The sequence below is a fragment of the Lawsonella sp. genome (assembly GCF_011525565.1).
Lineage (GTDB): Bacteria > Actinomycetota > Actinomycetes > Mycobacteriales > Mycobacteriaceae > Lawsonella > Lawsonella clevelandensis_A.
Genome location: NZ_WVRS01000006.1, coordinates 11,423 through 23,577, shown reverse-complemented (window position 1 = coordinate 23,577; position 12,155 = coordinate 11,423). Strand labels below are relative to the sequence as shown.

10 protein-coding genes are annotated in these 12,155 nt (G+C 56.1%); 6 read left to right on the top strand and 4 right to left on the bottom strand.

All coding sequences use genetic code 11. From position 1 onward, the window contains the following. Nucleotides 1–49: 49 nt before the first annotated feature. Both QZV76_RS04615 and QZV76_RS04610 read right to left on the bottom strand, forming a co-directional pair. Nucleotides 50–1,147: an alpha/beta fold hydrolase gene (locus QZV76_RS04615; RefSeq protein ID WP_290598662.1), complete on the bottom strand. Its 1,098-nt coding sequence runs from the start codon at nt 1,145–1,147 to the stop codon at nt 50–52. Between the two features lie 16 nt (nt 1,148–1,163). Continuing rightward, complete coding sequence (locus QZV76_RS04610; RefSeq protein WP_366664343.1) at nt 1,164–1,970, bottom strand: alpha/beta fold hydrolase; 807 nt, start codon at nt 1,968–1,970, stop codon at nt 1,164–1,166. Here QZV76_RS04610 and QZV76_RS04605 point away from each other — a divergent pair. The 4 genes from QZV76_RS04605 to QZV76_RS04590 all read left to right on the top strand — a co-directional run bounded on the left by QZV76_RS04605 (nt 1,899) and on the right by QZV76_RS04590 (nt 7,830). After that, a complete protein-coding gene (locus tag QZV76_RS04605; protein ID WP_290598660.1) occupies nt 1,899–2,228 on the top strand; it encodes a hypothetical protein in 330 nt (109 codons plus the stop codon). The two genes, QZV76_RS04610 and QZV76_RS04605, sit on opposite strands and share 72 nt — an antisense overlap. A gap of 304 nt (nt 2,229–2,532) precedes the next feature. Next, nucleotides 2,533–4,209 carry an MFS transporter gene (locus QZV76_RS04600; RefSeq protein WP_290598659.1) on the top strand — a complete coding sequence of 559 codons (1,677 nt, stop codon included), beginning with the start codon at nt 2,533–2,535 and terminating at the stop codon, nt 4,207–4,209. 88 nt (nt 4,210–4,297) lie between these two features. After that, entirely contained in the window at nt 4,298–7,393 is a 3,096-nt protein-coding gene (locus tag QZV76_RS04595; RefSeq protein ID WP_290598658.1) for a class I tRNA ligase family protein, read from the top strand. 56 nt (nt 7,394–7,449) lie between these two features. Continuing rightward, nucleotides 7,450–7,830, top strand: coding sequence for a hypothetical protein (locus QZV76_RS04590; RefSeq protein ID WP_290598657.1), 381 nt, complete (start codon nt 7,450–7,452; stop codon nt 7,828–7,830). Between the two features lie 88 nt (nt 7,831–7,918). Here QZV76_RS04590 and QZV76_RS04585 read toward each other — a convergent pair whose 3' ends face one another. Together QZV76_RS04585 and QZV76_RS04580 are read right to left on the bottom strand one after the other, a co-directional pair. Then, nucleotides 7,919–9,247, bottom strand: coding sequence for an acyltransferase (locus tag QZV76_RS04585; RefSeq protein ID WP_290598656.1), 1,329 nt, complete (start codon nt 9,245–9,247; stop codon nt 7,919–7,921). A gap of 43 nt (nt 9,248–9,290) precedes the next feature. Then, the gene (locus QZV76_RS04580) at nt 9,291–9,785 is read right to left on the bottom strand and encodes a ferritin (protein WP_290598655.1); all 495 of its coding nucleotides are present in this window, start codon (nt 9,783–9,785) and stop codon (nt 9,291–9,293) included. Between the two features lie 167 nt (nt 9,786–9,952). Between QZV76_RS04580 and QZV76_RS04575 the strand changes: the two genes are divergently transcribed. Together QZV76_RS04575 and QZV76_RS04570 are read left to right on the top strand one after the other, a co-directional pair. Beyond that, the gene (locus QZV76_RS04575; protein WP_290598654.1) at nt 9,953–10,753 is read left to right on the top strand and encodes an SDR family oxidoreductase; all 801 of its coding nucleotides are present in this window, start codon (nt 9,953–9,955) and stop codon (nt 10,751–10,753) included. Nucleotides 10,754–10,977: 224 nt separating this feature from the next. Then, nucleotides 10,978–12,102 carry an alpha/beta hydrolase gene (locus QZV76_RS04570; protein ID WP_290598653.1) on the top strand — a complete coding sequence of 375 codons (1,125 nt, stop codon included), beginning with the start codon at nt 10,978–10,980 and terminating at the stop codon, nt 12,100–12,102. Nucleotides 12,103–12,155 lie beyond the last annotated feature (53 nt).

The following is a 12,155-nucleotide window of genomic DNA, read 5'->3' as shown; positions in this document are numbered from 1 at the left end:
TCGAAAACCTACCGAAACGTGCCAGACAGTCTAGGCCAGTCTACGCAGCCTAGCGGTAAAGCTGGTGGTAGGTCTGCACTGTTTGGTAGATGTAGTCGATGATGGTGGTCATGGACGTCACCCACGTCATGTGGTCGCCGTTAATATCGTGCCGCATGTAGTGCGGAGTACGTTCTTCCAGACCATCAAGGAGATATTCCGTCTCGATGAAGTCATTGGCCATGTGGAGGACGTGTACTACCGGAATGTCGATGTAGTCGTATTCCGGGTGGTCCCAGTGCGTCATGAACCCAATGCGGTACTTGTTCACGCCGGAATGTACATCCTCGTTGAGAAGGGTGGCGTTGAAGTCCCCACCCACATATTTCATGGCGGCGTTGGAGAGGTTCGTCATGTAGTGGGTTTTCACCACATATTCTTCGAATAGGTCTGGGTGGGCGTGAAGGAACCAAATGTAGCTGAGGGCGGCATGCTGCTTCCGGGCCTGCACTTTCTTCGCGGGGGTGCCGGACTGCATGGTGTGATGGTAGAGGTTGGCGGTCAGATCAATGGAGGGGGCGCCCAGGCTGGTGAGGGTGGCGATGGGGCTCTTCTTACCCATCTGCCAGGTCAGTTGCGCGGCGATGAAGGGGCACCAGGCTTCGCCGAACACATGCACTTTCTGCCTGGGAAGGGTGGTGGCGTGGATAACGTCCAGCATTTCATCGGCGAGACGTTCCATGGTGTACAGGTTGCTGTCCTCGGGGTGTGAGGATTGGCCGGAGCCACGCTGGTCGTAGCGCACAACATGGAATTTTGTGGCGAGTACCTGGGCGAAGGGCTCCATGCCGCTGGAGTTCCAGGGCCAGCCTCCGGTCATCACAATGGTTTCCGCAGTGCGGGCAGAGGGGCCGTATTCGTAGACGGACACTTTCAGCTTGTCGCGCGTAGTGACCAGGCGGTGCCGGGGTGCGCGGTAGAGAGGTGTGACGCCGCTGGTGTCGGGGGCGGTGTTGGTGTCAGTGGTGGTGACGGAGCCGTCAACGGGTACAGCCTGGGCGGCGGGGGTTGGTCCGGTGACGAGTCCCAGGGTGAGGGCGGCTGCGGTACTGAGGGCGGCGAGGCTGCGCCGGGCGGTCAGATGATGGTTACGTAGTGTGGTGTGCATGGGTGTGTCCTTCTGGCTATTTCACGCTGGGGTTTTCGGCTTCGACAACGCGTACTGCTTCATTGACCCAGTTGGCGATACTCACCGGGTACACGACGATGGTGTTGCGGAGTGCGCGGAGTTTGCGGAGCAGGAGACGGTTGGTGTGCTTCTCCAGGGTGGAGGTGACATATGCGGAGGGGAGGATATCCATGGACATGTCGATGACCTGCAGGAGAGGAACGTCGAGGAAACTGTAGGAGGGGTGAAGGCCGTGCTTGAGAGTGTTGGCTTTCATCATTTTTAGGCCGTAGTACATTTCGTCGCCTTGGAGGTGTGCGTCCCATTTTCCGGCGAGTTTGTCGGAGACGGAGTTAACAACCAGGGCGGGCATTCCGGAGAGCATGATGGCGGAGGGGATGACGGGTACGTTGGCCAGTCCGTAGAAGAAGAGGCTGGAGGCGTAGTACTGGCGGGCGGTTTTTTGCTCAGCCTTGTCACTGGAGGTGATGTCGGCTTTGGCGCAGGTGGCGTTGATGTCGATGGAGGGGGAGCCGAGGGAGGTGAAAGAAGCGATACGTCCCTTGTGGCTCTGGTTGTATTCGGAGAAGGCGTAGGGTCCCCATTCAACGCCCACGACGTGGACTCGTTTGTGGGGTGCGGTTTTGTCGATGACTGCCCCGAAGTCCGCGGCTAGTTTGTCTAGTGTGTATGCGGAGATGGGGAGTGGTTTGCCGCTTTTTCCGTAGCCGCGCTGGTCGTATTGCACAACGTGGTAGGTCTGGGCGAGGAGGCGGACGAGGGGGTTGAATACTTGTGCATCCCACGGCCAGGTGCCGGTGATGACGATGGTGGGGGCTTCGGTGACTTTCTTGCCGTACTGGTAGTAGCTGATGCGGGTGCCGTCAGCGGAGGTGACGAAGCCGGCTTCTGCCGTGGGGAGGAAGGTGGGGTCGTTGGGGTTCTCGGCAGTTTTAGCCTTGCTGGCGAGAGCGTTGCTGCTGCTGGTGCTGGCGACAGTGCTGCGGTAGTCAGTGGTGGAGAGGGGTGTGGCGTTGGCGGGGGGCTTGTGCCATTCCCAGGAGGAGTGCTGTGGATGTGAGGGTTGCGAAGGCAGTGCGTGTGAATCGACTGCGGAGGGTTTTCAGAGGAAACATGATCACCGTTCTACAAAGCAGAAATGGTCAGTTGAGCAATAAAGTGTCTTTATCCTATCCATAGTTGTGTGCTTTAAGTAGAGGTAACTGACTCAATTAAGAAGAATCTCAGCCAAAAAGAATCTCAGTTAAGAAAAAGTTTTGTAAAGGTATAGCAGTGCGACAGGTAGCGCCCTTATAGGCCCCATATGTAAAGTTAGGCATACCTAAAGAAAAGTTTGTAAGACTGTGTAAGACTTAAGGACGCCAGTGTCTACCAACACCACCTCCACACGCACCCCCAAGCACGCCCCGAACCCTGTGTGGGCTGCTATCTTCGTTGGTCTCTCCACCATCATCATGACGCTCGACAGCACCATTGTTAACGTGGCCCTGCCGTCCATCGCCGACTACTTCAACTCCCCACTCTCCAGCGCCCAGTGGGTCATTAACGCCTACACACTCGCCTTCGCCTCCCTCCTCCTAGGTGTAGGGGCCATCTCCGACTTCTGGGGACGCCGCCCACTCTTCCTCGCCGGGCATATCGTCTTCATGCTCTCCAGCCTGGCCTGCGCTTTCGCCTCCAGCACCAGTGGCCTCGTCATCTTCCGCGGACTGCAAGGCTTCGGCGCCGCCATGGTTTTCGGCACCTGCATCCCCCTCATTGCTGACGCCTACGCCAAAGAAGACTCCGCCCGCCGCAACCGCGCCATCGGACTGTCCATGACAGTTTCCGTCGCCGCCATGGCCTTCGGTCCCCTGGTCGGCGGCATCATTCTGCAAACTGCTGACGACTTCCTCGGTCGCGGCGTATGGCCCTGGCTCTTCCTCATCAACGTGCCACTCGGCCTCATCTGCATTATCGGCACCCTCATTGCCGTTCCCAACACCTATAAGAAACTCCGCGCAGAAGGTGTCACAGCCCAAGGCAAAGCCGACTACCTCACCGTTCTGTACACCGTCATCGGCCTCTTCGCCATCAACTACGCCATTCTCTACGGGCCACAACGCGGCTGGGGCAACTGGAAAACCATCGTCCTCTTCATCGTGGGCATTATCGTTATGGCCGTTATGATCTGGCGGCAGAAACACAAAGGTGACGAAGCCCTCCTCAACCTCAACATGTTTAAAATCCCCAGCTACAGCACCGTCATTGTGCTGGGATTCATCTCCAAACTGATGAGCTTCGGCCTCTTCAGCTACATCATCTACTGGCTCTTCGGCGTGGGACAACGCACCCCCATCCAGATCGGCGCCATCATCATGCTGGTCGCCGTCCCCATGATCGTCGTCGCCGGTATGGTGGGGCCTCTCGGAAAGAAGATCGGCGCCAACAATGTAGTGGCTATCGGCATGGGTATTAGCGCCGTCGGCCTCATTGTCGGCCTCGCCGTCAACTACACCACCAACTGGACAGTCCTCATCCCCGCCCTGCTCCTCCTAGGTATCGGCGGCGGCTTCGTCACCCCCTTCATGATGGACATTGCCGTCAGCGTCGTACCCCCGCAAAAGTCTGGTGTAGCCACCGGCATGGCCAACGCCGCCATGCCCCTCGGTACCGCCACCGGTGTCGCCGTCAACGGTGCTATCCTGGCCAGCCACGTCAACAATGGGCTGGACGATAACTCCATATTTGCCTCCCTCCCCGCTGACAAAGCCAGCATAGTGCGAGACATGGTGAGCACCGGTGCCGCCGACAAAGTAGGTGGCAAGGTAGCCGATGTGCTCCCCACAGACCAAGCCCATGCCCTCAACGACCTGGCCATTCACCTATGTAGCCAAGGCACCGCCATCGTTTTCGTCGTGTGCGGCGTTGTTACCTTCCTTACCGTGTTCCTCTCCAAGTGGGGCATCCGCGAATCCGACCGCTGGCAGCCCGACAGTGCTACATCCGACGCTGACGCAGCCAGTTCCGACACCGCAGGTTTGCAGACAAGTGGCGATTAATGTGCAGTTTTTCCGCTGCACCGCCTATTCTGGAACCAACGCCATATAGCGTTTTCACCTGTAGTCCCACCCCAGGAGAAGCATTATCGTGTCGGAGAATATCGAGATCGGCCCCGTCTACCGCTACGGCGCTAAACTGGCCGCCCAGATCGAACCCCGTTGGCAGCAGGAATGGCACAACCGCCACACCTTCGAAGCCCCCAACCCGGTAGGAGACCTCGCCCCCGCCGACGGTTCCGATATTCCCGCCGATAAACTCTTCGTCCAGGACATGTTCCCTTACCCGTCCGGTGCCGGCTTGCACGTCGGCCACCCGCTGGGGTACATCGCCACCGACGTGTTCGCCCGCTACAACCGCATGCTGGGCCACAATGTTCTCCACACCCTCGGCTACGACGCATTCGGCCTGCCCGCCGAACAGTACGCGGTACAAACCGGCACACACCCGCGTACCACCACCGAAGCCAACATTAAGAACATGGAGCGCCAACTGGGGCGCCTGGGCCTGGGCCACGATAAACGCCGCTCCTTCGCCACCACCAATGTGGACTACTACCGCTGGACACAGTGGATTTTCCTGCAGGTCTACAACGCTTGGTATGACGCCGACGCCACCAACGCCACCGGCAGCCGCGGCAAAGCCCGCCCCGTCAGCGAACTGATCGCCTCCTACGAGGACGGTTCCCGCAGTCTAGATGGAGTATGCGACGGCAAATATGCGGGCCGCATCTGGGCGGACCTCACCAAGGTGGAGCGCGCCGAGGTTATCGACTCGCAGCGCCTGGTATACCGCAGCAACAGTGCTGTTAACTGGTGCCCCGGACTGGGTACCGTGCTGGCGAATGAAGAGGTCACCGCGGAGGGTAAGTCCGAGCGCGGTAACTTCCCCGTGTTCCGCAAGAACCTCAGCCAGTGGATGATGCGCATTACCGCCTACTCTGACCGCCTCATTGATGACCTTGCCGCCCTCGACTGGCCGGACAAGGTAAAGGCCATGCAGCGCAACTGGATTGGACGCTCCCAGGGTGCCTATGTGGACTTCCGCATCGACACTGAAAACGGTGCTGTCGGAAACAGTGACAGTCAGCCGGGCGAGACCATCAGTGACCCCATCACCGTGTTCACTACTCGCCCCGATACTCTCTTCGGCGCAACCTATCTGGTCCTCGCCCCCGAGCACAGCCTGGTCGACAGTATTGTGGCACCCGCCTGGCCCGACGCTGCTGGCTCTGCTGCCGGCTCTGCTTCTGCCAGCTCTGCCACCGCTGCTATCCCGGATTCCTGGAAGGGCGACGACGGCACCGGCAACCCCTGCGCGACCCCCGCCGAGGCCGTCCGCAACTACCGCCGCACCATCTCCTCCAAATCTGACCGCGAACGCCAGGAAAATAAGGACAAGACTGGCGTGTTCACCGGCGCCTACGCCATTAACCCGCTGAACAATACGCGCGTCCCCATCTTCATCGCCGACTATGTGCTCACCGGCTACGGCACCGGCGCCATTATGGCCGTGCCTGCCCACGACACCCGCGACTTCGACTTCGCCACTGCCTTCAACCTTCCCATCATTGATGTTGTGTCCGGCGGCACCCACAATGAGGACGGCACCCTCACCGAGGCGTACACAGGTGACGGCACTCTCATCAACTCCAGCAGCGAGAATGGCCTCAACCTCAACGGCAAAACCATTGCCGACGCGAAAGCCGCCACCATCGCCTACCTGGAGGAAACCGGGGCCGGTGCCGGCACTGTCCAATACAAACTACGGGACTGGCTCTTCGCCCGCCAACGCTACTGGGGTGAACCGTTCCCCATCGTCTACGACGAGGACGGCGTGGCTCACGCTCTTCCCGAAGACATGCTCCCCATCGAGCTACCCGAGGTGGAGGACTATAAGCCCGTCAGCTTCGACCCTGACGATATTGATTCCGTCCCCAGCCCGCCGCTTGCGAAAGCCATCGACTGGGTGAATGTGGAGCTCGATCTAGGTGACGGCCTGAAAACCTACACGCGCGACACGAACGTTATGCCGCAGTGGGCTGGCTCCTCCTGGTATCAGCTGCGCTACATTGACCCCACTAATGAGGATATTTTCTGCGATATCCGCAATGAAGAATACTGGGTGGGGCCCCGCAAGGACCTCCACGGTGAGCAGGATTTGGGCGGCGTCGACCTCTATGTGGGTGGCGTGGAACACGCTGTGCTGCACCTGCTTTACAGCCGATTCTGGCACAAGGTCCTCTTCGACCTAGGTTATCTGACCTCCGCCGAACCCTACCGCAAGCTCTTCAACCAGGGCTACATTCAGGCCTACGCCTACACCGATAGCCGCGGCACCTACATTCCCGCCGCGGAAGTGGAAGAACGCGACGGCCACTACATCTGGACCCCCACCGAAGCCTCCAAGCTGATCGCCCAGAACTGTGGCGTGGCTGTTGGCGAGGAACTCGAAGTGAACCGCGAATACGGCAAGATGGGCAAGTCCCTCAAGAACGCCGTCAGCCCCGACGAAATCTGCGACAACTACGGTGCCGACACCCTGCGCGTCTACGAGATGAGCATGGGCCCGCTCGACCAGTCCCGCCCTTGGGCCACCAAGGATGTTGTGGGCGCACACCGCTTCCTGCAGCGCGTGTGGCGGCTCGCCATCAGTGAGGACAGTGGAGAGGTCACCGTCACCGACGAGACTCTGGATGAGGAAGCCACCAAGTACCTGCACCGCACTGTGGCCGCTGTCCGCGAAGAATACAGCAACCTGCGCGACAATACTGCCATCGCCAAGCTGATTGAATACACCAATTTCCTCACCAAGAAATACGGTGGGGTGAAGGGTGTGGATGGCACGCCGCGGGCTGCGGTGGAGCCTCTAGTGCTTATGCTGGCGCCGGTCGCCCCCCACATTTGTGAGGAACTGTGGGAGCGTCTGGGGTATGACGAGTCCCTCGCCCACGCACCATTCCCCACCTTTGACGAGAAATGGCTGGTGGATGATGCGGTGGAGATTCCCGTGCAGGTGAACGGTAAAGTTCGCGCCCGTATCCAGGTGCCTGCTGATGCGGATCGGGAAACTCTCCAGGCCGCCGCTCTCGCCGATGAGAAAGTGGTGGAACTGTTGGGCGGTAAGCAGCCGGTGAAGGTTATTGCCGTTCCTGGTCGCTTGGTCAACTTAGTTGTGAAAGGCTAATAAGGCCAGCTTGAGCACATCACATGACATCTGTCATTACACGTAAAGGATTGACTATGAAAAATACGCGTATCTGTGCAGCTGTATTGGCACTGTCTTTGGCTGCAACAGGCTTAACAGCATGCGGCAACAATGATGATGCCGCCACCAGCAGCACTGAAACCACCTCCACGACTAGTAGTACCACCAACAGTACGGCTAGCAACACAGTCAAAAAGAAGAACAATAAATCGTCCCAGCAGACAAAAGATGCGCCTGCTTCCTCAGCTGAGATAAAAAAGCAGGAACAAACTAATCAGTCTGCTGGATCCAAGAAACCTGCGCCGCAGCAGCAGCCTTCTCAAAAGCCTTCTCAGCCTGCGCCTAAGCCTACACAGACTTCTTCCAGCCCGGTTCTTGTCCCCGGTAACGAGGATGGTCCAGTAGTTGGCTACTAATAAGGTTCACTAGCGAGACTCAATAAAATGCGGCAGCTGCTTTAGTTACGTGCAGCTGCCGCATTTTTAATATTTCTTCACTATGTTGTTACGCATGCTTTTGCGTAGGACCGCCGGTTTTCTTGGGCCGTGCCCAATTCTTCATAATGGGCTTATCCACGTAGGTGTACACAAGCCCGGACACGATAAGCGACACTACAAATGCCAGCACACTAAACCCTAGCCAGCCGGCCCAACCGTAGCTTTTACCGCCAATGAAGGTGCGTGTCACCCACACCATCACCGGATATTGCACCATGTAGAAGGCAAAGGACACATTACCCAGCCACACATTGGTTTTACTGTTCAGGAAAGTACTTTTACCTTCTAGGTCGCGTCGGGCAAGAGTAGCTATGCACATAGCGGTAGGTAGTAGGAATAGTGCTGACATTTTGAAGTTGATGGGTACCCACCATGTGAGGGCATAGGATATGGCCAGTAAAAGCGTTGGCCACCAGATTTTCGTGTTGCGCCACCAACCGGAGATAACCAGTTTGCAGGCCAACACCCCTAACCAAAATTCTCCAAAGCGAGACAGTGGGAAGTAGTAGCTCAGCCAGTAGCTGGGGTAGTAGGCTACAGACTCACGCTGGAACCAGGCAGGATCCGAGTTGGCAGGATAGTGGAGGCTAGTGGTGGTATCCAGAATACGCACAGAAAAAGCATTCGCAATCCCTTTGGGACCGTCAGTGAAACAGTAGTAGCACACATGCATGACGATGAGTGCCACCAGCAAAGTAACAAAAGCGATAATGATCTGCTTATTGCTGTGGAGTTTTTCCACCAGTGGTTTCAGAAGAGGGAATGAGAAGTAGAACAGTATCTCCGCACACAGAGACCAGGCTGGTACATTTAGTGCGCCCAGATAGGTCCATTGCGGATTCCAGGTGTGGATAAGGAAAACCTCCGGCAGCCAGGTAATAAGCCGACTGAAAGGAACCGCTACCAGCGCCATCAGCATAAGAGTGGAAAGCCAATGGGTGGGGAAAATTTTGAGAACACGGCGACGGTAAAAGAGGAGGGGAGTGTCATCGCTACGGGAGGAGTAGTAGATGATGAAGCCGGAGAGGAGGAAGAAGAACGTCACCCCCAGAGAACCCAACTGCATGGGAATAGCCTTGTGGAGGTTGACGAAAGCTTGCGTGCGTTGGAAAGGGTAAACCGGTAGAAAAATGACACAGTGCAGAATAAACACTGCCAAGGCGGCATACCAGCGGGCGCCAGTGAGCGAAGGAAGAGCAGGACGACGCACGCCAGGTTTACGAAGAGATGTCGCTGGATCCATGCGTTTATCGTACTGGGTATATGTGCAAACATAGGAAAGACCCTCCCCTGTAATAGGCAGATCGTTAACAAATGGCAGGAGAGAGTCTTTCAATATTTAGTTATAGACGCTTAGTTACTGATTTGCGCGAAAGATGTTACTTGGCAGCGATTTCGCGAGCGACCCAGTTTTCTATCTCGAAAACAGTGGCGCCTTCTTCTTCGACGATGGCAAGGAGGCGGCTGAAGTAGGCTTCTTCCTCCACCTGCTCATCGATGAATTTTGTGATGAAGGATTCGCCGGAGAAGTCGTAGCTGTCGCGGGCGACGCGGGCGAGTTTCTCAATCTTTGAGGTGACGAATTGTTCGTGTTCGAAGGCGACACGGACAGGCTCGACGAATCCGTCGAAGTCGTTGCGGACGGCCGGAATCTCGGGAACCTCGGGCTTAATGCCGGCGTCCTGGAGGTAGTGGATCATCTGCATGGCGTGGTCGTATTCTTCATCGGCGTGGCCTTTGAAGACGTCCGTCATTTGCGGCATGTCGAGGTTGTCGTAGTGGATGGACATGGCTAGATACTGGTTGGAGGACACCAGCTCAAGGCCGATTTGTTCTTGCAGTAGTTTGTGGAATTCAGAGTTTATTTTTGTCATATATTTATCCAACCTCGCGTTCCGTCTCTCTGCAAGGAATGTAAGGCTATATTTATAAATGTCAGAAGAAATTTTACCAGCGCTTATAGAGAGTAAACCTCGTAAATTCTTCTGTAGCGAAAATGTGAATATGTAACGCAGCGCAAAACAACAACGATAGGAAAGATATGACTCAAAAAGCCGTATTTGTTTCCGGTGCTGGACGTGGCATCGGCCGTAACATTGCTGAACGATTCGCCAAAGAAGGCTACCTTGTTGGTGCCTACACCCGCTCGGGACACTTTGACTGGGGACAGCACGATCCTAATGTTATACAAGGAAAAATGGACGTCTCGGACCCCGAGGATTTTAAACGCGCCATTGAAGACTTTATGAAGCACACCGGCGGTCGCCTCGACATTCTCGTTAACAACGCGGGTGTTGCCGTTATTGGCGAATTCGAAAAACAGGAGTTCAAGGACGAAAAGCGTCTCTTCGACGTCAACGTCATGGGGTGCATTAACGGCATCCACGCCGCTCTGCCTTACCTGAAAACCACCCCTGGCGCCCAGATCGTCAATATTTCCTCCGCGGCTTCCTTCGTCGGCACCCCAGACCTGGCCGTCTACTCCGCCGCTAAGTTTGCTATCCGTGGCCTCACCGAAGCCCTCGATATTGAATTCATGAAATACGGTATTCGCGTTATCGATGTGAACCCGCTCTTCGTGAAAACTAACATGGTGAAAGATGCTCTGGACCAGGGCAATAGCATTCCTATTCTGGAAACACTTGGTCTAAAACTCACCGCCGACGATGTCACCGACGTAGTGTGGACCGCCACCCGCCCAGAAAAGCAGAAGAGTTCACGCATCCACTGGGCTGTCGGCAAACAAGCCCGCATCCTCAGCCATCAGCACCTCTTGCCAAATGCGGTGCCACGCGCTTTTACACGCGCCTTGGCAAAGCGTAATATCGACAAAGGATGTTAGTTACCCGCTAGCATCTACTCATTACACTATTACCTTTCATCACCCCCTCAGTCAGTACATCTGGCTGAGGGGGTGAAGTAATTTTGTGGCAATTAAGCCCCCGCCAACAGGGAAAATATTACGATGGGGTTAACAACACATCCCCTATACACGCGCCCAGCTAGCGCAAAACCGTGGTGAATCCGTCTTCCAACTTCCATTTCTACAAAGATAGGAACATTCTCATGCGGAATCGTATTCTCACTGGCGCAGTCGCCATCGCATCCGTTGCTGCTATTAGCTTCGGTACTGTCAGTACTGCCTCCGCCGCCCCGGCATACAAGCCCTACCCGCACCAGATTCACAATATGGTGGCACCCAAGGCAAAGATTTCACAAGGCTACTTCACCTCCGCCAGCCCCGAGCATCCCAAGATCTACTACAAGTACAACACTGTGGCGAAGCCCAAAGCCGCCATCGTTGTTGTCCACGGCTTGGCGGAACACTCTGGCCGCTACGATTACCTCACCTACCGGCTCAACCTGGCAGGCTTCTCCGTCTACCGCATGGACCACCGCGGACATGGCAAATCAGTCGAACCCTACACCAAGACCAAGAAAGGTAACGTCAACTCCTTCGACTACCTTGTTGATGACGTCCACCATGTTCTCATGACCGCCAAGGCACAGAACAAGGGCAAGAAGGTCTTCGTTATCGGCCACTCGATGGGCTCCTTCGCCACTGAAATGTTGGAAACCAAGTACCCCACTGACATGGATGGCACCATCACCAATGGTGGTGGTATTCCCTGGAACCCCTACGGCAAGAACACTCTGCAGCCAAAGATGATCACAGCTAAGGGATTACCGGCAGCCAACACTAAGCTGGACCCCACCATTTCTGAAAAGCTCCCTCTCGATAAGATCCTCAGCTTCAAAGGTGTGCTCCCCACTGTACTCACGGAGAAACAAACCCGCAAGGCTCCCCTCACCAGCCCCGATGCGCTAACTAAGATCGATATCCCCAACAAGCTTGCCGGTGGTGTCTGCTCCGATACCAAGATCGCTGAGGAGTACCAGAAGGATCCGCTGAACTCTAACAGCTTCACCGCATCCACTGTTGTACAGATGCTGAACGGCCTGCTCTACGCCACCTATAACGCGAAGGCCTACACCCGCCCCACCCTCATCATGCACGGTCAGAAGGATGGACTTGTCCCTTCCTACATGGCCATTAACTGGGCTAACGCCATTGGCTCTAAGGATAAGGAATTCATATTCTGGGTTGGCCTCATGCACGAAACCATGAACGAAGTAGTGCGTGACGAAGTAATTAACTACGTCATCAACTGGGTGAACCGTCACCTCTAAAACTATTTCCTCGTGAGAAGATCCGCATGACGAGATACTGAATATACGTTGTT